The sequence below is a fragment of the Curtobacterium pusillum genome (assembly GCF_013359865.1).
Taxonomy (GTDB): domain Bacteria; phylum Actinomycetota; class Actinomycetes; order Actinomycetales; family Microbacteriaceae; genus Curtobacterium; species Curtobacterium pusillum.
Genome location: NZ_JABMCE010000052.1, coordinates 1 through 23443, shown reverse-complemented (window position 1 = coordinate 23443; position 23443 = coordinate 1). Strand labels below are relative to the sequence as shown.

The following is a 23443-nucleotide window of genomic DNA, read 5'->3' as shown; positions in this document are numbered from 1 at the left end:
GGACTCGACATGACTTCAACGCAGGAACGCAAGCTTCGGCAACGCCGACTCGACGCCCTCCGTGGCATTGCCACCGTCCCCCTCGGCGAGTTCCCAATCACGCAACCCGACCAAACGCCGGAACTCGCCGAAGTCGCCGACCGCATACGGCAGATCCGGTCGCAGTCCACCCCGATCCAGCGCCCCTTCAATGGCATCCGCACCGGCTTCCGCATACTCCCAGTCGCACGATTGACCGGCAGCCCCGCCACTGGCTGGACGATGGACGACTACAACCTCGAACGGCGCAACGGCCACCCGTTAGGTGCGCTCTTCTTCCGCGCCGACGACGGCCGCACCGGCCGCGTCGCCGTGCGGTGGAACCACGACGACGAACAACTCGAAGCGGCGGCGCTCCATGACACCGAATCGTGCCTCGCCGACACCTTCACCGACACCGAACGTGGCGACCTTCAACACGACACTCGCGGCCGCGTCGGTGCGCTCCTCGCTGCCAACCCCGAAGTCGGGTCCTTAGACGCCACCACGGAAGCAGAACACGGCTTCCTCGACGCCGCCGGCCTCAGTGGCGACACGTCGAGGGCTGATCGCTGATGACACTCGAGCTGCTCAGCACTGGCCTTGCGCCCGTCGGCGCGCTCGAACTCCTCACGGACGTCGAGCCGGATCGGCCGGAGCAGCTCTGGTACCGCGACCACGAAACCGGTCTTGGAGGCTCCGAGCTTCTCCGCTCGTACAGGGAGGCGGAAGACGTCATCCGGAGCCGCACGGACCGGAACCCGTGGGCGACCATCACCCGCGACGTCGGCCTCGACGACGACCCCGACTGGCTCCGCTTCAACATCGAGGTCCTCGGCACCGACGACCGCATGTACATCTGCGGGGACGTGCAAGTCTCCGGCTCCACCTGGAGGTGGACCAGCTGGCCACAACCCGTCCGGCTCGGACCGCACACACCAGCCGCGGTCGGCCCAGCATGGTTTCAAGCCGAGGTGTGGGAGCAGCAGGTGCAGACCGTGAGCGACGCCATTGCACAGCTCCGCCCCGCGCTCAACGCGGCCCGGTACATCCACGACCAGGCGCCTGGTTACAGGTGGCTGCCGAGGATCCGTGACCGGTCACGACTGGAGCACCTGCGGACGCCAATAACGCCGCATGCAATGTACGACTGATGGGTCCCCGGTACGAGACGACATCGCTCCTACGGCGTGGGCGCGGCGGATCCGGCACGAACAGACCGTCCTCTCCAGCCTGCCCCGCTCCGACCGCCCGACCGACATCACCGCCGCACTCGCCGCACTCACCAAGGCGGGGCCCGAGCCGGTCATCTAGTCGTGGAACAAGGTCCGCTTCGGGGAGGACGGCCGACGCGCCTGCATCCCTCCGGCGTGGCGGGGGAAGATGCCGATCCCCTCCGCCGATACTCCGGAGATGCTGCTTGTCGCCCCGTCGTTGCGGAGTCCGTCACGCTCGAGTAGATGCGACAGGTCCTCCGGACGACCCCGAACGTGGTCACCCTCGACGGGACCCAAGGCCGGATAGGGATGGACGCCGCATTACCGGCCCCGGCCTTGACCCGGAACTGCACGGAAACCGGAATGGACTCCTCGCCGTCGTACGGCACGTCGCCATCTACGGCAGTACACCGTGAGTATCACCGACAGCACCGGGCTCACCGTCGGGCAGGTTGGCGACGCCCTCCGAATACTCCACGGTCACGTGCACCACGGCATGCTCGGGTAAGAAGCGAGCGATCGGGTTTAGATGGTCGATTTTGCTATCGCCATGTAGCCGGAGCCCGGTAGCATCACCGTCGGATGAACCCGCGGCGACTGCCTCGACGACCAAGCCGCGACCTTCATCGCCAACGCCCTCGCCACCGTCCCGGGCCAATCCGCCGTCGCTGGAACTAGAACCGGGGCGCGACGGAGAGCGAGGTTCTTGCGGTTTGACAGTTGCATGACCGTTCCGAGTTCAAATTGTTCGAGTACCCCCTGGCCAGACGCCCAGGCGCCCCAGGTGGCGCCTTGACCTCGACCAGCCCGGCCGGGAGACGCCGCTCCGGAGGCTGGCGCAGCCGCCCTTCGGATTTTACAACAGTAAATTATACATTACGGATAGCCGGCGCCCCTGACGCCGACTCACTTGAGTGAGCTGTCCCAAGTCAGCCCGCGGTCGGGATCCCTCGGATCGGGTACGGCTTGGCCCCGATTTGGTGCCGGCCACGCGGGACCACCAGGTCGATTGGTCCGCTGCACGCCACAGTCACGACTTCACGCTCGTCGCCTGCTGCGGCGAGCGTTCCGCGAAGTAGGTCGTCGAAGAAGTAGCGCTCGGGGCCGGCCAGGTCGATTTCATGATCAGACGGTTCCGTTTCAAGCGCAACGGTCTCGAGGAGGCTCACAACCTCGGCGAGGTCGACCGGCTGGATGAGTGAGCGCTCCGCGATCACGCGTCCGTCGACGGTGTGCTGGTCTGCCAGCACCGAGACCCAGGAGTGGAACTGGGTCGTGCGGACGATCGTCGCGGGTACCGTTGCTGACTTCAGCACCCGCTCCTGGGCGACCTTGCCGCGCCAGTACCCGTTGTCCGGTCCGTCCTCCTCGCCGACCCCCACGATCGACAGCAGGACATGATGCCGGACCCCTGCCCGATCTCCGGCTTGCACCAGGTTCCGGGTCGTGGTCTCGAAGAAGTGGGTCGCCTCGTCGTCGAAGCGCGCGATGTTGAGCGTGTTCACGATCGTGTCGACGCCGACCAGCGCGGCGTCCAGCCCGTCGCCCATCGCATTCGAGAGCACATGCCGTCAAGTGAGTGGCCGTTAGCTCAGATCGGTGCTCGGTTCGACAACCCCGTGGGAACGGTGCTCAATCACTTGACGTCGTCAACCCGATGCCCCTGGTCGTCGGCGGCTGCCTCAAGACGCGGCAAGACCTGGCTTTCCCATCCCCTCCGAGCTGTCAGGGATGCCGTCCCAATCAACACTACGAATGCCCACAGCGTCGCGCTCGAAGCGGCGCCACGGTCAACCATCGTTCCGGAGTTCGAGTTTCAAACCGAGCGCCTGCGCCACCTTGGCGATGGTCGCAGTTGTCACGTCGTTGTTCGCCTCGATGCGCGCGACTGTCGGGCGCGACACCCCAGACTTCTCACCTAGCTCCGCCTGCGACCAGCCCTGCTTCTTCCGTGCTTCGCGGATGACGTCGCCGAACCCGTGCTGCTCCGCTTCGCCCATGCTCACGCGCCTTCCATGCCGGAACCCGCGCTCCCGCCGGGCAGGTGTTGGGCATGTAGCGCGTCCGCCGCGATATCGGCGATCTGCCCGACGAATGCCGGATCCGTCATGTACGACTGGATCTCCTTCGACTCGTTCACCGTCTTGAGCACCGCGAGCCCGACGGCACCACTGAAGCCCTCGGACGCCTTGAGTTGGGCGACGGTGTTGTTCTTCGCCATCGCCACGGCCTCCTCATTGGCGTCTAGGAAACCCCAGAAGGTCGTTATGAAACCCGAGACGCTTTCGGGACTGACGTCCACCCCCTTGGCCTTGAACATCTCGTTGACTTTGTCGATGGCCTCGTCGAGAGGACCGCGCTTCGGCGCGGCGCTGCCGCCGTATTCTCCGTCGAAGATGGGCAGTTTGATGCCGTCCCCGCTGCCTTCAATGATCGAGTGGTCTTCCCCGATCGCGGACGGGACGAGCTTGACGCCCGATAGCTGCACGCCCTCGAGGAAGCTGTCATCGCAGTCATCGCCGTCGGCGTGAAGATTCCGGCCCAGCAGGGTCGCGAGAATGGCTCGGCGGTGCAGCTCCGGATCCTGATAGTCGACGATCTGGCTGAGGAACTGCCATGCGTTGCGGTACCCGAGCACGTTGACGCGGAAGGTCTCGAGTTCTTCCCTCCGCTTCTTGTCCTTCGATAACACGGCCTGCCGCCACTGGCCGTTCCACCGGCTCTTGATCGGCGACAGCGCCTTGGCGATAGCCTCGCCACCGGCGTCGTGGAGGAAAGCATCGGCGACCGCGTCCATCTCCTCGTGCGTGTAGAGCCCGGCCGTATCGAGCCGTTCGCCGACCGTGATCAGTGCATTCGGGTCGACGTCACCGTCGACGTGCGCGTCCGAGTAGTACAGCTTGAAGTCCGCCTGGACGCTCGCGGGCGTATTGCGGAAGTCGACGACCATCGGTGCGGTCTTGCCCGGGTAGATGCGATTCAGCCGGGAAAGTGTCTGCACGGTGGCGACGCCGGAGAGCTTCTTGTCGACGTACATTGCCATCAAGCGCGGCTCGTCGAAGCCCGTCTGGAACTTGTTCGCGACGATGAGGACGCGGTAGACGCCCTCTTCCCGGAAGACCCTGCCCACGTCGCTGACGCCGTTGACCGAGACCTCGGTGACGCTCTCGCCGTCCTCGTCGGTGAGCGAGCCCGAGAACGCCGCGAGCGTGCGGAGGTCATAGCCCTTCTCGGCAATGTAGGCGTTCATCTTCCGCGACCAGCTCAGCGCCTCCATGCGCGAGCTGGTCACGACCATGGCGCGCGCTTGGCCGCCGAGAAGCGGCTGCACATTGCGCCGGAAATGCTCGACCACGACTCGCACCTTCTGAGCAATGGCAGTCGGGTGGAGCCTCGCGTAGCGAACGATGCTCGAGACCGCCTCGCCGGTGTTGACCTGGATCTCACTCTCCGACTCCTCGCCGTCCAGGGTGCTCTTCACCCGGAGAAACATGTCATAGGTCGAGTAGTTGGTGAGCACGTCGAGGATGAAGCCCTCTTCGATCGCCTGCGCCATCGTGTACGTGTCGAAGGCTTCCCAGCGCTCTCCGACCTGGGTGCCGAACAGGCGTAGCGTCTTCCCCTTCGGCGTAGCGGTCAGCGCGACGAAGGTGATGTTGGCCGACGCCGCGATGGCGGAGTCCTTGGCGGCTAGTAGGTCATCAGCGCTGATCTCCTCGGCGGGGTCGACCTCGACGTCGACGAGGAGCTCCTTGAGCTGCTTCGCAGCGGACCCCGACTGCGAGGAATGCGCCTCGTCGGCGATGACGGCCCAGCGCCTGCCGCGCAGCTCCTCGGTGTCCTCGATGAGCTTCATGACCTCGGGGAAGGTCTGCAGGGTGCAGGTGATGATGTGGTCGCCCTCGACGAGCGCCTTCCTCAGCTGCGGGGACTTCGCCCCGGACTTCTCGCCCACGGCCACAACGAGCCCCTTGCTCGACTGCACCAGGTTCATATCGTCGCGGATGTTCTCGTCCAGCACGGTGCGGTCAGTGACGACGATGACCGAGTCGAACGTCGACTTCGAATCGGGGCTCATGTGCCGGATCAGGCGATGGCTGAGCCACGCGATGGTCTTGGTCTTGCCGGAGCCGGCCGAGTGCCAAATCAGGTAGCGCTTGCCCGGCCCGATCGCCTCGATGTCGGCGACGACGCGTTCGACGGCCCGCAGCTGGTGGAAGCGCGGAAAGACCAGGCGACCTTCGTCCTTTTTCCCGGACTTGCCCGGCTCGAAGAGCGCGAAGTCCTTGAGGATGCGCATGAAGGTCGGGCGCGCGAGTATCTCGCGCCAGAGATAGTTCGTCGACGACCCGGTCGCCGACGGCGGGTTGCCCTCGTGGCCGTCGTCGCCCTGGTTGAAAGGCAAGAAGACGGTGTCCCCGCCCTGCAGCTTGGTCGTCATATAGACGAGGTCGTTGGACACCGCGAAGTGGACAAGCGCCCGGCCCGGGGCAAGAAGGGGCCGGCTACTGCTGGGCTTGCGGTCCTCCTTGTACTGCCGGATCGCGTGGTTGACGGTCTGCGTGTTGTCGGTCTTGAGCTCGAGGGTGACGACAGGCAGGCCGTTTGCGAGGAGCACGACGTCGATGCTCTCGTTCGTCCTTGTGTCGAAGCGCACCTGGCGCAGGATCCGCAGCCGGACCGTGTCCGCCGCCTCCACGACCTCGGTCAGGTTCGGATTTGCCGGCGGGAAGGTCATCATCGGGCCGAACTTCGCTGTCGGGCGGCCGATTTGGGCATAGGAGAAGCCCTTGCGCAGCACGCCGAGGAGGCCGCCGACCGGGTGCCCGGTCGTCGGGTCCATCCGCGTAGCTTTGGCGAGCTCCTTGGTGATGTGCTCGAGGAGCTTCCGCTCGGCCTTCGTTCTTCCCTCGCCGACCAGGTCGCCGGGCACTGCCTTCTCGTATTCGTCTGGGTATTGAGCAGCCAGCCAGTACAGCGCGTCGGCAGGCACCATCGCCAGTCCGACGTCCCAACCGGTCGGCTTCCCGTCGTGCTCATACAGCCAACCGCGCTCGGCAAGCTCTGCGCAGAGGTTCTCCTCGAACTCGAGCTCCATCAGCTGCGCATGGCTCATGCGACTTCCTTCCGTCCGGTCACGACATCGAGCAGGAGCGTAGATGAGTGCTCCACGAGCAGTTTGCGGAGGCTGGCGATCTTCGCCAGCATCCCATCGATGCGGACGGTGACCTGGTCAAGATCGTCCGCAATGCGCTTCTGCTCATCCATGGGAGGCAGCGGCAAGGGCATCATGTCGAGAGCGATCTTCGTGACGCGCTGAGCGTTCGGGCGGACCCCTGTGCCGATTGCCCCGAAGTAGTCGACATATCGGGGGCTACGGAGCAGGTGGTGCACATAGCGCGGGTGGAACCGCGGCGAAATCCAGAACGCCTTGTAGTCGGGGCTGATGTAGCCAGTCAGCGATGACACCCCGAGGCCCCCGTGATTCAGCCACATCATGTTGGCGGCGAGCTGCTCAGGCCTTACGACCCGGTACTTCGACACGTCCAAAGACGCCTGCTGGCCGTCCGTCCGCGTGTTCACCTCGACGCCTCGGTATTCCGAGATCGAGAGGAGCGGACCCGGCGGCGGGTCATCGCCGTTCCGCTCGATGCTCTCCGTGAAGTCGTAACCGAACTTTGTGCGCTCCCAGTGCTCGGGTATCCCAGACAACGGAGACTGTGCGTCCGCGCCTCGGCGCGGGTCGTCTTCGGAGAGGCCGAAGAGGGCAGCAGTGTCGATCGCTCGCGCTCGCAGCGCATCGGTCAGCTGATCGAGCTTCGCGACCATGGCATCGACCTCGTCGAGCAAGGCAGCGAGCCGTCGCTGGACGTCCAGCGGCGGAAGAGGGACCCGGATGCGCGACATCCGAGTGAAGTTCGTCGACCACAGGTCGTCGACAATGCCTGTGCCCCAGCGGAAGAACTCGTCTTGGAACGCGATGCTGCGGAACAGGTGGTGGCCGTACTCCGGGAGCAGGAGCTCTGGCCTCGGAGTCATGACGGAATAGACGACCGAGACGCTTCCATCCTGCCGCGCCAGCCCGGACGCGCCACGCCTGTCTGATCTGGAGTTGATGACCAGGTCCCCAGCCCGGACGAGCTTCCGATCGCCTTCGGTCTGGGACTTGGCAACGCCGGCGAGTTGGGGTGTCACGCCCAACTTCCCGACTGACAGAGGCGGATAGTCGGTCTCGCCCACCTTCTCGTTCCGCTCGACGACGACGGAGCCGACCGGAGCCATGACGGAGGCAGGGCTCTCGAGCAGCGACTGGTGGACCGTCTGAACAGTCACTGATCGCTCACCAGCTTGAACATGTCGGCGAGCTCACCCATGAGACCCTGCACTTCGGAGTCGATTTCCTCAAGGGGCCGCGGTGCCCGCGGCGTGTAGAAAATCCTCGTGAACGGTATCTCGTTGCCGTGCTTCGCCTTGCTCTCGTCCCACTGGGCGTCCGGGGAGAACGGCAGGACCTCGCGCGCCATGTGCTCGGTCAAGTCCTCGCTGAGCGGCACGCGCTCCGTGATCTTCCACCCGCTCGAGGTGACTGCGGTGCCCTTCCGGTCGACGGCAGGCGGTGCTGAGTCGTCGGGCACCGCTAGCGCCCTCATCGCGGCGTCTACCAGACCAAGCGGCGCCTTCAGCCCAGCCGCCTTTGCCGCCTGTGGGAAGGCCTTGGCCAGCCCGTTCCAGCTCGTGCCGTCGAGCGATTTGAGCACGTCCACGTGCCCTTCCATGAAGTCCTTCCGCTCACGCAGAGTCTCGACGACCTCGTTGCTGAATCGCACGGCCAGGCGGGCTTGCTTGTAGACGGGGACGTCCCGGAACCTGAAGTCGTCCGGCGTCATCACTCGGGATATCTCCGGGTCCGCGCGCTCGAAGGCCTTGTACGCCTCAAGAACCGGATCCCGGTCCGTCGTGCTCATCTCCCGGCGCTTCTCGCCCATGGGCCTGCGCAGCAGAGTCCACTGGCCCGATCCGTCGAGCAACTGAATCTTGCCCACGCGCTCCGGGTCCTTATTCGTGTCGAGGATCCACACGTAGGTCGGGATTCCGGTCCCGTAGAACATGCTGGGCGGCAGAGCGATGATCGCGTCGATGAGGTCCTCGTCGAGGAGCCACTCGCGGATGGCCGTCGGTCCCTTGTCCCCGTTGAACAGCGGAGCCGCGTTCGAGACGACGGCTGCGCGACCGCCCTGGCCGTTCTTTCCGGCTGGGCTGAGCTTCGAGGCGCAATGAGCCAGGAACAGCATCTGCCCGTCGCTAATGCTCGGGAGGCCATGGCTGAACCGTGAGCCGGGCGTCCTCGCCTGCTCCCGTACCGACTTCTCCTCGACCTCCCAGTCGATGCCGAACGGAGGGTTCGAGAGCACGTAGTCGAATGATTGCCCCTCGTAGAGATCCTCGACGAGGGTGTTTCCCTGCCTAATCGCGTCGGGGCGGCCGCCCTGAATCAGCAGGTCCGCCTTGCCCAGCGCGAACGCGGACGGCATGAGCTCCTGACCGTAGAGCGTCACGTCAATCGTCTCGTTCATCCGCCGCAGCGCATTCTGCGCGATCAGCAGCATGCCCCCGGAGCCGGCCGTCGGGTCGTAGATCGAGCGCGCCGTGCTCTCCCCGGCGAGGGTGTCATCGTCGTTCGCGATCAGGACGTCGACCATAAGCTTGATGGCGTCGCGCGGGGTGTAGAAGTTGCCCGCCGCTTTGCCCTTCTTGTTGAAGGCTCGGTACATAACGTCCTCGAAGACGTCGCCCATGCCCGTGTCGCTGAGGTCCTTCGGTCCCAGCGGCAGCGTTGAGAAGTGCTTGACGACGGCATGCAGACGGTTGGCGTCGGCGAGGACCTTCGCGCGTCGGTTGAAGTCGAACGACACCCAGATGTCGGCGATGTTGTTCGAGAACCCGTCGACGTAGCTCTTGAGGGACTTGTCCACGTTGTCGTCTACCGACGCGATCGTGGCCAGGTTGAGCGGCGACACGTTGTAGAAGCCCAGGCCGAACCGGTCCTTGACCGCTATGTCGATGAGGTGCTGGGGCATGCCGGCGAAGCTGTCGACGTACTTGACGACGTCGTCCTTGCTGTCGGCCAGCATGCACTCGAGTCGACGAAGTACCGTAAACGGCAGGATGTAATCGCCGTAGTCCTCCTCGTCGACAATGTTGCGCAGGTACTTGTCGGCCGTCTCCCAGACGATCCGCGCCGTGGTCTTCCTGGATGCCTCTGCCGACTCGGCCATGCGTTCTCGTTCCCGCTCGTCGCGCTGATCGCGCTCGTCCCCTGTATCAAGGACTTTACACGACCGTTGTATCAGCAACGTGACATCTTGGCCCGTGTCCGGGGCCGGCGGGTTCCTTGCAAGCAGCGGCCTTCCGTGCTGCCGAGACCGAGCACCGGCGCTGAGCGAGCGAGCAGGAAGGCCTCCTCCTCCGCTAACAGGTGGGCGCCGCGGGGTAGGCCGGTCCCCGCGGCGCCCCGCGCCGGCGCCCGGGCCACGGTGGACTGCGGCGGCCAGCAGCGATATCGGCCCAGAAGTCCTCCGCGACGTGAGCTTCATGAAGCGAGCTGTGAAGGGAGCCCTCCGCGCACACCCATGCGACCGCATCGAGCGCCTGCTCCGGGGTGAGGACAGCGCCCGCTTGGATGCGGGCCACCCAGCCCTGACGGATCAGGATCTGGCGCAGACTGTCGGATGCCCCGGCCGGCTTCACCCGCTGGTACCGACTCCCGCGCGCACCACACTCGACATACGTGACGCTAAGAGTCGCAGGCGGCCCTGGCGTCGGATGGCGGCGAGGACGGTCGCTCCGGCAACACAGCCGACGGCGACGAAGAACAGCGCTGCCCATGCCACGTCGGAGACAGTGAACCGGACGATGAGCGACGCGACGAGCGCAACCGGTGCAGCCATCATCAGGATGACGACGGTGCCGGCGAGCGGGTCCGCACGGACCTTCGACACGAACCTGCGCATGCCGCCCCTATGCGCGGACCGGTCGCGTCGGCGCATCGGTCAGCGACCCCGGGTGAACCGCTTGCAGCTCTCGACGGTGAGCGAAGCGACCAGCAGCGCGGCGGAGACAGCGAAGGTACCGGAAGCGACCGGCCATCCGGCGGTGAGCAGTAGCGCGAATCCGGCGACGAGCTCAACCAAGTAGCCGAGGGCGAGGACGGTCGCGGTGACACCGGCCGGGGACGGGGTGCCGGTGATGCGGGCGACGGTGTTGCTGCTCATGTCGGAGGGTATGCGCGGATGCGACTGCAAGTTCGTGTGCGCTCATCGTGTCGGTGCGGTCGCGGCGTCCATGTCCTTCAGCCACTTGTCGGTGGGAGCCCACCCGCCGGTGCGGCTCATCACGAACCGCAGGAGCACGTCGCGGCGGGCGGACGGATTCCACTTCGACCGTTGCCACTCGGGCAGTTCCCGGAGGTCGGAGATGAACACCTTCGCGCTGTTGTCGAGAAGCGCGTAGGCGGACCGCCACTCTTCAGCCACTCGCTGGGGCGCCCAACGGAGCGCGTACTCCGCGCCGACGTCGTTCTTCGACTCCATGCGGCTACGAATGAACGCTTCGACGACAGGCTTCCTCGACATCGGCTTCGCAGCGCGGACCCCGGCGTCGTCGATGGCAGCTTGAATGAGCTGCTGCGCCCGCGCTAACCGTTCACGCCGTTCTCGGTCATGTTTCTCGTCGGAGTCTTCCTTCCATCCCTCGAGTTCGGCTGTCAGCTCTTGGGACCAGTCCACCGCTGCCCACCACGCGTAGGAGACTCCCGCGCCGATGAACCGGAGGTCCATCCCCTCGAGATCGCCGTCGTGACTGGCGGCGTTGTTCCGTATGCCGACGGGTACCCCTTCGGCGTCGCCGAGGAACTCCGCCAGGTCGAACGTCCGCTCCCCAAGGGTGACGAACGCCGCGCCGACGTGCGCTGCGATGTCGAGCGCATCGTCGAGGGTGACCTCGGGAGCTGCGAATAGGACGTCGGTGTCCTTCACGACCATCGCCAGTAGCAGCCGAAGGTTCCGTCCCGCCGCTTCTAACGGAGCGCGCTCGAGCATCGCGCGGAGCTCAGCGGGGGTGACGGTCGAGGAATCGTCGTCATCGTCGGTCATGGGTCGACCGTAGCGGGTGTAGCGGCTTACCCGTCACGCGCGGTGCGACCACCCTCTTCAGCCGCGTCGGTGAGGTGCGGCGCTCGGTCGTCACACTCGCAACGCGCCGGCCCGGATCGTCCGGCTAGGGCGCGCATGACATCTACCGGAACACGGTCTCAACCGGCTTCAGATGGAAGAGACATTGGTCGGGGTTGTAGTCCTGGACCTCGGCGGTGATTGCGAGGTTTGTTCCAACGCCGATGCTGCCGGGCGTCTCACCCTTGTAGTGCATGTCGTAGGTCGTGTTCACGTCGTTGAACTGGAACGCCGGGCCCTGAGCGGACGTCTCGCTGAAGTCGCCCGCGCCGAGCAGGATGTCGAACCGGGTCGTCGCCCCGTCGTGCGGAGCGATCGCGCCGACAGAACCGTCGAACTGGATGGCTCGCCCTCGGTTCTCGCCAGCGAAGGCGGCGATTGACGCGTCGCAGGTGTTCGTGAGTTGCAGCAACGCCGCGAACTGGGGCGAGTTCTCGGCCGTGATGACCGCCGTGGGGTTTGTGGTCGGGTTGGGCGTTGCGATATCTGACGGGCTCGCGGCGGCGGTTACGGGCTTCGAGCTCGGCGCTGCAGAGTTGGCCGGCGCCTTCGCCTCCGCCGGTGCGTCCTCGTCACTGCCGAAGACCCCGGTGGCGCCGAGCACGATCACGGCGATGAGCACTGCGGCCCCCGCTCCGGCGGCGATAAGCGCGCGACGACCGATCTGCTTTTTCGGCCGCCGGAACTCCAGCTGCGACTGCAGCCGCCCCTGAGTCATCGAGACCAGTTCCCACCCGTCTTGCTCCCACCTCGTCCGGGTCCTGGTCTCCATCCCGCGAACGGACTTCACGGTCCGTGTCTCGTACGTCGGCTGTTCCTCGGTCATCTCGGCCCTCCCTATCCCCGCCGACAGTCCGCCGAGCTTCCCTCAGCGTAAAGCCGGATGCGTGGTTCACCGGCCTCCACCATGCCGGCGTTAGTGTTGGCCGCGACGCCGCGGCCCTCCTACTGCGCGAGGGGGCACCCTCAACACCGTTGGGCGTGCAGTACAAGAAGGGCGTCCTCTCGCCAGCACGAGCATGGGATCTTGCCCGCTTGTGGATTGACTCAGACGGCCGACTTCTCGTGTAGAAGACCGAGCACCACTGGGTCAACCGGTGGACACCGTTCCCATCGCAGCGCACGCGGGGGTGGCTGGAGCCTGTAGTCGGCGTGTGGGCCATCGGTTACAGCGTCTCGAGCTTCGGCGATCCGATGCCGGTTCGGGAAGACGGCTGGGACGGCGAGGGACCGCACGCCCTTGAGGAGGACGTCGCGAAGAACCTCCGACTCATCCTTAAGGGAAAGCGCGCCAGCTCCTCGCCGGAATGACGCCTAGGTCGGCCGCTGTCTCATCCACCCGTGAGTCGATGCTTGCCACGACCTCCGGGCGTTGGTGGTCGCCGTGTCCCCCGGCCCCGCGGTCGCGGTGTCCCGTCCGTGAACTTCCCGGGACGCGAAGCGGCCCGCGGTCCGGCGGTAGCCGCGAGCGGCGCGGCGAGATTCCGGGCGGCGGATTCCCGGGACAGGAGGAAAGGGATCAAGGAGGGAAGGACGGGTGAGACGTGGGACATCTGGAAAGTGAGAACAACCACCTGAACTGACCTTCCACGACGACACCGTGACCTGACCTTCGAAGCAGGGTGAAGCGGGACAAGCCAACGTCCGCCCGCGACTTTGTCACGGGCGAGCGGACGCGACGTTCACGGACCGGCAGCCGGGCGGGTCAGCGGGTCGGACTCTGTCCGGGTCCGCTGGCGCGTCCCCGGCGTTGCCGGTGCGTGTTCGAAGTGGCCGCGTGGCATTGGCTTGTCCCGCTGTCCGCTTCGCTCCCAGCGGGCGTTCCCTGTGTGGGGGTCGGGTCGAGTGCGTGGTGTCCGCTCGACCGTGATGGTTGCAGAAGGCTCATCGCCTTCTACGCTGACCCTGGTGAAGCCGTCGCTGTGCTTTCGTGATGTGGTCAAGGCAAACGTCCCGCCAGGTTCGTAGCCTCGTTAAGGAACGAGGACGGGCGGAGCTTCCCGACTGAGTTCGAGCAGAACGGCGTCCGCTTCACCGACCGGGTCGCCTGCCTGCCGAGCGTGTCGATCTTCGCGCGGTCTTCGCTCCCGTTCGACCGTTTTACCGGACCGTTCGACGGCGACTCCCGCCACGCGAACTGATCGCACACAGCATCGACGGTGGCGTTGACGATGGTGAACATCGTCTTCGTCTCCTTCGCGGCCTGCCCGTCGGAGTACGCCGTCGGAGTCGAGCTACGGGGCCTCGCAGAATCGCATCACCGCGAGCCACGAAGTTAGGTTTCTTCAACTGACCTCGCCAGGCGCAGTGGTTCCGCTGTCTCCGACATGGGTGACGCGTCGAGCGGCAGTTCGCTGCTGTTCTGGGCGAAATTGGCGAGCTCGCGCTGGCTCGGGCACGGCGTTTCGGAGCCCAATTCGCGCGGCTCGGAGGAGCAGGTCGAGGAACTCCGCGCATAGGGACGAGGATGGATATCGCATCTCGACTTCGCGCACGTTGGGTGCTGCTCCAGACCTCACGTGAACTCGAACGACTCGTTCTTCTCGCCGCACAGGATCCGGAGTCAGACGAGACCGCGTTCGAGGTCATCCGACGCACCCGACGGCGGGTGCGCACGGCCGAAGTTTGTGACAGCGCGGAGGCCGCGAACATCACGCGGGAGGAGCTCATCAAAGCACTCAAAGCCCTGCACGCCGGAACGCATATCGGCGTGCTCTCCCACGAGCTCATCCGACGCACCCTAACGGAGCTGCCCAATGAGCCCTGACGCCGGGATTGGCGGCACTACGCCTGCCCGAGTGCCCTCAGCGACGTGTCGACCTCTCGGCGACCAACGTTCACCACTTCTGCCAGCTTCTCGGCCGCAGATCTGACCGGAAGCCAACGAGCGATCCGACCCGCCGGAACACGGCCGAAGGGCACCGCGACCTTCGCCTGATCGAGAGCAGCAGCGAGCAGCCTCCGCGCCTCCTCTACCCGCCCGCGAAGGTCCATGACGTCCAACCATTCTGTTGACGTGAGGGCCTCGCGCTGTTGGGCGACGCGAACTCGCATCGCCAGGTCGAGAAGCTGCTCCGCCGCAGCCTGGAGCCGGTGCGCGGTCGCCGCCATGTCGTCGACAACGCTGAGCGCACTCGCCTCGTCCAGCAGCGTCCCCGAGGCAGCCGAGATCTCTGCCAACACGTTGTCCGCTGTGACCACACCGGTCGGCCCGATACTGAATCGCTCGACGCCCACAGCGTCGAGGACCACAGTTGCATCCTCGTTCCAGGCAGACACCACGTACACCCGAACCGCTCGCATCCCAGCTCGCTCGATGACCGGCAGGACCTGGTCGGCGGTCGCTCCGCGCGGCCGAAGCAACGCTGCAGAAACAACGAGGTCGTCTTCGAGGATGACGAGCTGAGCGGTGTTCGTGACCGTCTCGAGCTTCGTCGCATCGACGCCGCTCTGGGCGAGATGGCTCCGGATGGTCGCGGCTGCCTTCGTCTTCGTCATGATCGTTGCCACGCTGAAAGGGTGCCAGATGTGCAAGGGGCGGGCGTTCCAACCTCGATCTCGCGTGCAATCGTGACGGACCGGGATGTCGACGACCATCCCGACTTCCCGCCTGACCGGGGGGAACCTGCGTTCCGGGTGCCGATCGCACGAGTCACGCATAGGCCTCCCATGACCGAAACCCAGACCCGCTGCATGACGTGCGGCGCTCCGATTGTGTCCGCGCATATCGAACCCATGACCGACGCCGGTGTGAACCACCACCTCGAGCCCATGCTCACGATGGACGAACTCAGCCGTTACACGCAGACCTCGAAGAGCACGCTCTACTCGCTGCGAAGCCAGGGACGCGGACCCAAGGGTGTTCGCATCGGTCGGGCGCTCCGATTCCGGAAGTCTGACGTCGACGCATGGCTCCACATGCTGAGCGACGAGTCGCGGGCAGCCTGATGAGCGTGAAGAAAGCGGACAACGGACGTTGGCGAGCCCGTGTCTACCACCGTGGCAAGCAGGTCTCGATGGCGACGTTCGACCGGAAGAAGGACGCCGACGCTTGGGAGCTCGGACAGAAGACGAGTCTCGCGTCCGGAACCTGGTCCGACCCGCGGAACGCCGAGATGACGCTCGCCGAGCTCATCAAGGAATTCCTGACCGAGCGGCGCGGACTTGTGTCGCAGCAGACCTACGACACCGACGAGAGCAATCTCCGCCTCCATGTTGCAGACCAGCTGAAGCGACTTCCCATCGGCTCCATCGACGGTCGCCTGCTGCGGAGGTACGTCGCCAATCTCGTGCGCACCAAGCGACACAGCACCGCGAAGCGGATTCGGGAGTCGCTCGGTGGGGTCTTCGCGTACGCGGTGAGGGAGGCGTACATCTCGCACAACCCAGTCCTGGATGCGCCGCTCGGTCGCGGGGACGGAACGGAAGCGAACACCGTCCGACCCTTCACCGAGTCGGAGTTCAGGTCGATGCTCGTGGCTCAGCGAGCCCTGAACCCGAACTACGCAGACATCGTCGAGTTTCTTCGGGAGACCGGTTTGCGCTGGGGAGAGATGAAGGCGCTCCGTGTCCGCAACATCGTCACGAACCCTTTCCCCGCCATCATGGTCGAGCGTTCGAAGAGCGACGGATACCCCGAGAAGCAGACGAAAGGACGCCGCAGCCGGAAGGTCCCCCTCATGGGCAGCGCAGAGGAGATCGCGATGCGCCACGCTGATGGCAAGTCGCCCGACGCGTTCCTGTTCCGGTCGACCGGCGGCTCTGAACTGAGCGGACCGAACTTTACCCGCGACCTTCGCTGGAAGACCACGGCAGGGGACCATCGGGTCCACGACCTCCGCCACACCGCGGCAACGGCGTGGATGAGCGACGGAATCAACGTCAAGACCATCTCAGTGTGGCTCGGTCACAGCACGACACAGCAGACCGTCAACCGCTACTCCCACTGGATGAACGACGACGGAGACATGGCCGCCATCGCGCGGATGATGCGAGCTCGGCGCGAGCGTTCGGAGGAGCGAGACCCGTCGTGAGGCGGAGGGAGCACAGTCGAACGGGCGTGGCCTGGCAGCTCCGTCTCAGCCATCCTCACCGAGCGCCAAGGAGAACTCCTCGCTCGAGAGTGTCTGCACGCCGAGGTCACCAGCCAGCGTCACCACGGCGCGGTCGTTCGACACCACCACCCACTCCGCACCGAACAGGCCCAGCTCGGCCTCGGCCAGCGCGTCAAGCGCGCACGCGAGCAACAACGGGTCGGCATTTCCAAGATTTGCGTAGAGGTCGATGAGGGTCGTGTCGTCAGCTGGAACACGTTGGAGGACAGCAGCGAGGTGCTGGATGACGCCCTCGTTGGTCACGTATTCGAGCGCGCGCAGCGAATCGACGTCCGGAAGGAATCGTGCTTCGTGGAGCACCTCGGACGGTAGCCGACACTGCTCGTGCACGAACGCCGAGGCGCGCTGCTCCGGGGTCAGCCGCGTCAACACGTTGTTGTCGAGGAGGTAGAACGTCCCCATCATCCGAGTGCCTCCCGGAAGTCCCGGATCTCTCGCGGTCGGATCTTGTTCGCGCAGACCGCTCGGCAGAACTCACCTTCGGTGATCTTGCCGGCATCCAGCGCGCCGAGCATTCGAACGGACAGCTCTCGGCCGTTGTACGTCCGGACCCCGTTCACCGGTTTCGGCTGGCGGCCCTGCGACTTCGGCCGGTTGGCGAACTCGACGCGAAGTTCCTCGAGGTGTTGCTGAGCCCCGGAACGACTGATGAGCCCGAGTCGCTGGAGGCGCACGACCACCGCGCTCGGAGTCACTTTGAACGAGTCGGCGGTACTCCTGATCTCCCCGAGATCATCGGACGAAACCGTTCTCATCTGCGCCACCGGCATCAGGATCTCGCCAACGATGTCGTACTCGCGGCCCGGGTTCGACGCGAGGTTCCGGCCGTCGTATGTGACCGGCGCGAAGATGCCGCGAGCGACCAAGACCGTGAGGAGGGTCAGCGTGAAGAGCTGACGCCCCTCCGGCTCTTCATCGTCGCCGTGGCTCCCCCGCGAGAGGAAGATGTACGGGACCTTCCTGTCCTTGATGGTCAGACCACTGAACTTGACCTCGATGAGCTGCGGCATGAAGCCGCGGACGCTGCGCGAGACGAGGATCTGGTGCGCCTCCAGCGTCTCGATGAGAAACGATAGGGCGGCACCCTTCGATCGAGCCGAGCGGAGTAGGGCCACATCCAAATCGAGAGCCGTGAGCAGCACTGCCACGTCCTCCTCGATCGTCGCCCGAGGCCTCCGAATGACTCCAACGATCTTGTTCTCGGCGAGCGACTCGTCGTGAGTGCGCAGCATCATCTGCTTCCGCACAAGATCCTTCACGATGAGCTCGACGTCGCTGAGCTCGATGGTCGCACGCGAGTTGACGGCGAAGGTGTCCTTGCTCAGCCCTTGCAGCAGCTTCTGCGTCTTCGTTTCGACCTGCACTCGAACCAGCTCGCGCGGTGCGAAGCAAAGCGCCCACGGCACCTGTGCGGTGCGCGCCAGATCGACGAGATCAGAGAAGCCGATCGTTGACCGTTCGAGGGCGTGGCGATACGGAACACGTGCACTCACGACAGAGTTCTCGAACAGCTCGACGAAGACGACGCGGTCCATCATCACGCGGCTCCCTTGCAGAGTGACCGCGATCGTCCCTGGCTGGTCGGGGCTCACGGCATCACCTCGTGGTGGCTCAACGATCTCGACCCAGTGGCTGCCGCGCTCCCCATCCGACCGACGATCCCTCATGTCGGCCTTCGAAGCGACCCCGAGTTCGGGTGTCGAGCAAGTCAGCTCGCCGACCGGAGGTCATCAAGAAGGCGACGCGTACAAATGCGCCTTGCCCCAATCCTGCACCAGACCTCCGGCGCGCAGCGCTCGAGAGCCTTTAGGCTCCGAGGATGGGTGTTCTCACGGTGACGATTCGTCCTGGTCGCACGGAGATTCAAAACATGCTGTTCGAAGGCAACGGACGCGGCTACACCATCCTCGGAGACATGTTCAACGCTTCACGGCGGGGTCAGGTTGACTACTCCCCCAGCTCCCGGTCATGGTCGGTCTCGAGGCCGCACACGAATGCGGTCATCCTCGGACTCGCCGCACGATACGGCCGACTGAAGGTCGTCCAATACGGCGGTGTCGAGAAGTGCGTGGAAGCGTGCTGGAAGACCGGACTTCCCGAGAACGCGTGGCTCTGCGAGTGCGCATGTGCTGGACGTAATCACGGCTCGGGGCAGCCGTTCAAAGTCACAGTGGGCGGTAGTGGACCTGGCGGACAACTCTCGGTGCAGGCCCGTGCGCCCCACGAGTTCTACGTCGGCTGATCAAGAGTCCAGTCGGCGGAAGAGTTGCAAGAAGATGAAATCGGCTCAGTCGTAGGCTGGCCTTGGCGTCAGCGCACGGACCTGCCGAGTTGCTGATACGCAGCTTGAGCCGCAGCCATTACCGGCGTCGAGTGGGCTCTGGCGGGCTCGAACCGCCGACCACTTCGGTGTAAGCGAAGTGCTCTACCAACTGAGCTAAGAGCCCTCAAAGCTGATCCTACTTGGCGATGAGCTTGCGTCGTGACGACGAGCGACTTGACTCGCAGTCCGTCAGAGACAGAGCGGATCTCCGACGTCGATCGTCGCACCGTCGATCGTGATGGCGCCGTCCGCACAAAGCCGCGTTTCCGCCGACGGCCGTACGATGAGTGTCGTGTACGCACTCTGCGCGTCAGCCTCCGTCGTCGTCTGCCGGTCGCCCGCTTTTGGCGCGATCTGGCGGTAGATGCTCGTCGTGACGGTGTTTCCGCTGCTCCGGTCGTCGTACCTGGTGATTCTCGACCACGCGGCGTGGCAAGCCGCGGAGTAGATGATCTGCAACTGGATGTCGTGGCTCCGCGCCTCGCTCGCGACGACCTTCGCGTCGTCGACACAGGCAGTGTCCGCGGGATCGGTCCCGTTCGCCACGGTGATCTTCGATCCGTTCGTCGTACTCGTGGTGCTCGTGGACGGTGCCACGGCCGCGCCAGCCGCGTTCGTTGAACCACCGACGGCGACGTTCGTCACCACGCCGGATGCCGCCGCGCCGATCACGAACGCCGCGACCGTCAGTAGAACTGTCGTTCGGCGCCGGACGAGCGCACGGCCCGTCACGACGACCGGCTCGACCGGGGCCTCCCGCCCCAGCGACGGCCGCTCCTTGGGGACCCGACTGCCGAGGGTCGCGTCGAGGGCGTCCCGTCGCTGGATCCACGCGCGGACGTCCCCGCCGAAGGACTCGACGATCGCGGCCACCGTGCGAGCGCTCGGCAGACGGCGCCCGGCGAAGGCCTCGGACAGGACGGTCTTCGACACCCCCGTCGAGTGCGCGAGCGCCGACAGCGTCGGACTGCCCGCGCGGATCCGCAGTTCACGGAAGTCCGCAGCGAACCGCTCTCCGCTGTCGGCAGGAGCGTCGTCATCCAGCGGGGCGCCAGCACCGGGGTAGCGGTCCGCCGGGAGTTCCGGGGGGTTCGGTTCGTTCGTCGTCACAGCCAGTCCTCGGGGTCGGGTCCACGCGCATCGCCTCGCGGTCCTCGGGGAAGAGTCGAGTGGAGTTCACGATACCTGCGCAGGACCGCTCGGCACAGGACGAGATCTCCGCCGGTCGTCATCGCCGGAAACCGGCACGTTCGAGCGCTCCGTCGGGCACCTGCGATCGGCGTCCGGCCCGGAACAGCTCGAGCGCTCGGTCGTCGGACACGCCGGGTTCGGTGTACTGGAGCATCCCGCCGTCGGCGCTCAGCAGGAACGAACTCCCGCCCCGCGCCACGATCCAGCCGCGGACGAGTCCCGGCCCGGGGACGGTGTCGCCCCGCACCTCGAGTCCGCCGGACGCCCCGCCCACGTCGCGGATCACCCGGAGGAGCACCTCGAGCAGTTCGTCGTCGGTCATCATGCGGCACGGACTCCTTCGAAGAACGACGCATCCCACTGGTACGGCTCGTGCGGGAGCATCGGCGGCCAGGGCGAGCACTCGCCGGTCTGTCCGTCCACGTACCAGACGGTGTGCCCGTCCCAGTAGGCGTTGAACCAGTGCCCGCCGACCTTCCCCGTCGCAGTCTCCCAGTCCGCGCCGACGATGGCGTGCGAGCCCGCCGGCATGTGTCGGAGGACGTCCGGGATCGAGTGCACGGACTGCTGGGACTGCGCGACCCCGGTGAACCGTTCCATCTCGTCGGCACCCACCGCCACGATGCTCCCCGACGCGATCGGGGCGGGTCTGCCGCTCAGCGCGAACGCCACCGCCTGGGCGCACAGTCCGCAGTTGTTGCCGTACGGGTCCTGGCCGATGACGGGCGACGTGCGATCCCGTCCCGGGTTGATCGCCGCGACGAACCGGCCCGGGTCGAGCAGGCCGGTCGCGGGGTCCCTCGCGGTGGCGACGAGCGCCTGCAGCCGCGCGATGTCGAGGACCTCGGACGACCGGTCCCGTGCGCCGGCGCCGCCGTCCTCGTGCACGGTGACGCCCGGACCGACGACGGAACCCCGAGCGGTCGCCCGTGCTCCCCCGGCACCGTTGCGCGCAACGAACGCGCCGCCCTGGGCCGCGGCCTGTTCCAGCAGGAGCGCGGCGCGCGTCACGGACTCGGCGGCGTCGCGCAGGAGCGACGGGAGTCCCCCGGCCCCTGCGACGGACGCGGTCTGCCGCGACGCCTGGTGCAGTGCGCGGGAGCGGCGGTGCAGCTCGGCACCGACGCCGACCGCCTCGCGATCGATCCGTCGGAGGGTGTCGCAGACGTCCTCCAGCCCGCTCACGTCACTCGCCGCCCTCACCCTCGACCGGGCGCAGGGTGTCGTCGCTGTACAGCACCAGACCGTCCACCACCGGACCGGGAGTGACGTCCCACCCGCCGTCCACGGTCGACCCTGAGCCCACGTCGATGAGCACGTTCGCCGCGGTGGTCTGGGCGTAGAGGTGTCCGTCGTAGAGCGCCTGGACCGACAGGTCGAGTGACCCCGCCTGGTCGGCGGGCATCGACCAGAGGACCTTGCCGCTCACCGGGTCGTACACCTCGGCCGGCTGGTCGTCCGAGGCCGGGCTGTACACCGCACCGGTCGCCCGGTCGATGACGACCCCGCTGGAGTACTGGTCGTCGTGCCACTGCACGCGCGCCCCCGTGTCGGTCCGCACGACCACGTCGTCGGACCAGCCGGCGGAGAGCTCCACGTAGCGGTCGGTCATGTCGTCGTCGCTCACCGAGACGTCGGAGCACGCGTCGAGCCCGAGTGCCGCCGCGTCGTACGCCCACATCCGTTGCCCGTCGACGAGCGCGTAGCCCGTCACGCTCCGGCACTCGTCGCCGTCGGAGTCCGCGGCTGCGGTGACGTCGGTGACGACGACGCCCTCCGCGGTGTGGTGCGGGCGGCCCGGCGCCGACCACACCGACCCCGCCGTCGAGGCGTCGTACGCCGTGAGCGTGTCGGCGGCCGCGTCGTCCTCGTCCTCCTTGCCGAGCACGACCACGCCGGTGTCCGACCCGAGCAGGTCGTAGGACGGCCCGTCGTACGAGGTGCCCTGCGAGGTCGTCAGCGGGACGACGCCGGTCACCGTCGAACCGTCGGTGCCGTAGAAGACGAGTTCCTGCGCCACGGTGGCCGGCGTGAGGTCGACCGCAGGCGTCGACACGGTGACGAGTGCGACGGGCAGCTGGCCGTCAGCCCCCTCCGCGCTCGCCGTGCCGCTCAGCTCGGCCGTGGCGTCGCCGTCGGCCAACGCGCTGACGTCGGGTGCGAACTGGACGCCGGCCGGCAGGAGCACGACACCCTCCGACGTCACGAGCTGCCCGTTCGCGTACGACGGGCTGAGACCGTCGAGGGTGATCGGCGTCGGCGTCGGCGTCGCGGTCGGTTCCGACTCGGTGCTCTCGGCACCGGCGGCCTGGTCGTCGTCCTGCTGGGAGGTGTCGGCGACGGCGCGGCCGGCGTCGACGGTGGAGCCGCGGTGCGCTCCCGACGCACCGATGACGATGATGACGGTGAGGACGACTACGAGTCCACCGCCCACGACGGCAGCGAGCGTCGGGTTCGCGCGCAACCACGCCGTGGCGCGTCCGACGGGGTCGTCGGACGGGCTGGTCGGAGCCCCGGCGCTCGGACCGGGACCGACCTCCCACGGGCGCTCGCCGTCGCTCGGGCCGGCGTCCGCCCCCGGTGACGGTGTCGGCGAGGGCGTCGGCGACGGCGCGGGCGTCGGCGAGGGCGCGGGCTGCGGAGCGGGCTCCGGCGACGCGGGCGTCGGCAGCGTCGCGTCGTACTCTGCGCGCAGCTCGGGGTCGCTGAGCACCCGGTCGGCCTCGCCGATGGCGCGGATCCTCAGGTCTGCCTCGTGGCGCTTCTCGACGTCCGGGTGACCCTGCCGCTGCGACCACTTCCGTCGTTCGGCCCGCACGGCGGCGGCGATGGTCTCGCGGTCGGCGTCCCGGTCGATCCCGATCAGGGAGTAGAGCGTCTCGGGGTCCATAGTGCGGTCCTGTCCTCGGGGTTCGAGCCGGTTCAGAGCGAGGTCGCGAAGCGGTTGGCCGCCTGTGACGCCTGCTGCAGGGCGGCGATGGCGGCGTCGACCTGCTGCGCCGCGGCCTGGAGCGTCTGGACCATCTCCTTGTCGACGCCCTGGGCGGTGCCGCCGATGGTCGCCTCGACCTGGCCGACGGCCTTCGAGAACTTCGACTTGAAGCCGGCGAGGCCCGCTGCCGTCGTCTTGGCGTCGTTGCCGATCGAGGTGAGCTGCTGCTTGACGTTCGAGAGCTGGGACATGGTGGTGCCTCCGGTTCGTGTTCGGTGTGGTTCAGTGCAGGGCGGCGAGGACCGCGGCCGTGGCGCCGACGGCGACCGCGGCCCCGCCGCCCGCGACGGCGAGGACGACACGCCGACGCCGACGGGCCGCGTTCGCGGCAGCGAGTGCTGCGGTCCGAGCGGCCTCGG

Annotated in this window: 23 protein-coding genes and 1 tRNA gene; 5 read left to right on the top strand and 19 right to left on the bottom strand. The window is 66.6% G+C overall.

Annotated features, from left to right (window positions below; genetic code table 11):
* Window positions 1-9: 9 nt before the first annotated feature.
* Window positions 10-594 (top strand): hypothetical protein, encoded by a 585-nt coding sequence (locus HP507_RS03330; RefSeq protein WP_175350432.1) that lies wholly within the window; start codon window positions 10-12, stop codon window positions 592-594.
* Window positions 594-1172, top strand: coding sequence for a hypothetical protein (locus tag HP507_RS03325; protein ID WP_175350431.1), 579 nt, complete (start codon window positions 594-596; stop codon window positions 1170-1172). The genes HP507_RS03330 and HP507_RS03325 overlap by 1 nt, the downstream gene beginning before the upstream one ends.
* Before the next feature lie 992 nt (window positions 1173-2164).
* On the opposite strand, the gene HP507_RS03320 is transcribed toward HP507_RS03325, so the two are convergent.
* The 10 genes from HP507_RS03320 to HP507_RS03275 form a co-directional block, all read right to left on the bottom strand.
* Window positions 2165-2785 (bottom strand): SDR family oxidoreductase, encoded by a 621-nt coding sequence (locus tag HP507_RS03320; RefSeq protein WP_175350430.1) that lies wholly within the window; start codon window positions 2783-2785, stop codon window positions 2165-2167.
* 240 nt (window positions 2786-3025) lie between these two features.
* A complete protein-coding gene (locus HP507_RS03315) occupies window positions 3026-3235 on the bottom strand; it encodes a helix-turn-helix domain-containing protein (RefSeq protein ID WP_175350480.1) in 210 nt (69 codons plus the stop codon).
* 2 nt (window positions 3236-3237) lie between these two features.
* Window positions 3238-6351, bottom strand: coding sequence for a type I restriction endonuclease subunit R (locus tag HP507_RS03310; protein ID WP_175350429.1), 3114 nt, complete (start codon window positions 6349-6351; stop codon window positions 3238-3240).
* A complete protein-coding gene (locus HP507_RS03305; protein ID WP_217508452.1) occupies window positions 6348-7568 on the bottom strand; it encodes a hypothetical protein in 1221 nt (406 codons plus the stop codon). Before HP507_RS03305 ends, HP507_RS03310 begins: the two co-directional genes overlap by 4 nt.
* Window positions 7565-9511, bottom strand: a complete 1947-nt coding sequence (locus HP507_RS03300; protein ID WP_175350428.1) for a type I restriction-modification system subunit M — start codon at window positions 9509-9511, stop codon at window positions 7565-7567. The genes HP507_RS03305 and HP507_RS03300 overlap by 4 nt, the downstream gene beginning before the upstream one ends.
* Window positions 9512-9979: 468 nt before the next feature.
* Window positions 9980-10246, bottom strand: coding sequence for a hypothetical protein (locus tag HP507_RS03295; RefSeq protein ID WP_175350427.1), 267 nt, complete (start codon window positions 10244-10246; stop codon window positions 9980-9982).
* A 39-nt stretch (window positions 10247-10285) separates the two neighbouring features.
* Entirely contained in the window at window positions 10286-10507 is a 222-nt protein-coding gene (locus HP507_RS03290; RefSeq protein WP_175350426.1) for a hypothetical protein, read from the bottom strand.
* Window positions 10508-10549: 42 nt separating this feature from the next.
* Window positions 10550-11386, bottom strand: coding sequence for a hypothetical protein (locus tag HP507_RS03285; RefSeq protein ID WP_175350425.1), 837 nt, complete (start codon window positions 11384-11386; stop codon window positions 10550-10552).
* 142 nt (window positions 11387-11528) lie between these two features.
* Window positions 11529-12236 (bottom strand): DUF4839 domain-containing protein, encoded by a 708-nt coding sequence (locus HP507_RS03280; RefSeq protein WP_217508451.1) that lies wholly within the window; start codon window positions 12234-12236, stop codon window positions 11529-11531.
* Window positions 12237-13403: 1167 nt separating this feature from the next.
* Entirely contained in the window at window positions 13404-13646 is a 243-nt protein-coding gene (locus HP507_RS03275; RefSeq protein ID WP_175350423.1) for a hypothetical protein, read from the bottom strand.
* 285 nt (window positions 13647-13931) lie between these two features.
* On the opposite strand from HP507_RS03275, the gene HP507_RS03270 reads away from it, so the two are divergent.
* Entirely contained in the window at window positions 13932-14231 is a 300-nt protein-coding gene (locus HP507_RS03270; protein ID WP_175350422.1) for a hypothetical protein, read from the top strand.
* A 17-nt stretch (window positions 14232-14248) separates the two neighbouring features.
* On the opposite strand, the gene HP507_RS03265 is transcribed toward HP507_RS03270, so the two are convergent.
* Window positions 14249-14974: a hypothetical protein gene (locus tag HP507_RS03265; protein ID WP_175350421.1), complete on the bottom strand. Its 726-nt coding sequence runs from the start codon at window positions 14972-14974 to the stop codon at window positions 14249-14251.
* A gap of 225 nt (window positions 14975-15199) precedes the next feature.
* Here HP507_RS03265 and HP507_RS03260 point away from each other — a divergent pair, with 225 nt between their 5' ends.
* On the top strand, window positions 15200-15412 hold the full coding sequence (locus HP507_RS03260) for a helix-turn-helix transcriptional regulator (RefSeq protein WP_217508450.1): 213 nt from the start codon (window positions 15200-15202) through the stop codon (window positions 15410-15412).
* Window positions 15413-15480: 68 nt separating this feature from the next.
* Window positions 15481-16497: a tyrosine-type recombinase/integrase gene (locus HP507_RS03255; RefSeq protein WP_175350420.1), complete on the top strand. Its 1017-nt coding sequence runs from the start codon at window positions 15481-15483 to the stop codon at window positions 16495-16497.
* A gap of 45 nt (window positions 16498-16542) precedes the next feature.
* Here HP507_RS03255 and HP507_RS03250 read toward each other — a convergent pair whose 3' ends face one another.
* From HP507_RS03250 to HP507_RS03215, 8 genes are all read right to left on the bottom strand, one after another.
* Complete coding sequence (locus tag HP507_RS03250) at window positions 16543-16983, bottom strand: hypothetical protein (RefSeq protein ID WP_175350419.1); 441 nt, start codon at window positions 16981-16983, stop codon at window positions 16543-16545.
* Complete coding sequence (locus tag HP507_RS03245) at window positions 16980-18170, bottom strand: hypothetical protein (protein WP_175350418.1); 1191 nt, start codon at window positions 18168-18170, stop codon at window positions 16980-16982. Before HP507_RS03245 ends, HP507_RS03250 begins: the two co-directional genes overlap by 4 nt.
* Before the next feature lie 782 nt (window positions 18171-18952).
* A tRNA-Val gene (locus HP507_RS03240) sits at window positions 18953-19025 on the bottom strand.
* A 65-nt stretch (window positions 19026-19090) separates the two neighbouring features.
* On the bottom strand, window positions 19091-20011 hold the full coding sequence (locus tag HP507_RS18285) for a DUF2690 domain-containing protein (protein WP_175350417.1): 921 nt from the start codon (window positions 20009-20011) through the stop codon (window positions 19091-19093).
* Between the two features lie 118 nt (window positions 20012-20129).
* Window positions 20130-20417, bottom strand: coding sequence for a hypothetical protein (locus HP507_RS03230; protein ID WP_175350416.1), 288 nt, complete (start codon window positions 20415-20417; stop codon window positions 20130-20132).
* The gene (locus HP507_RS03225; protein ID WP_175350415.1) at window positions 20414-21277 is read right to left on the bottom strand and encodes a toxin glutamine deamidase domain-containing protein; all 864 of its coding nucleotides are present in this window, start codon (window positions 21275-21277) and stop codon (window positions 20414-20416) included. Before HP507_RS03225 ends, HP507_RS03230 begins: the two co-directional genes overlap by 4 nt.
* Window position 21278: 1 nt before the next feature.
* A complete protein-coding gene (locus HP507_RS03220; protein WP_175350414.1) occupies window positions 21279-22982 on the bottom strand; it encodes a DnaJ domain-containing protein in 1704 nt (567 codons plus the stop codon).
* Window positions 22983-23014: 32 nt separating this feature from the next.
* Complete coding sequence (locus HP507_RS03215) at window positions 23015-23275, bottom strand: hypothetical protein (protein WP_175350413.1); 261 nt, start codon at window positions 23273-23275, stop codon at window positions 23015-23017.
* Window positions 23276-23443 lie beyond the last annotated feature (168 nt).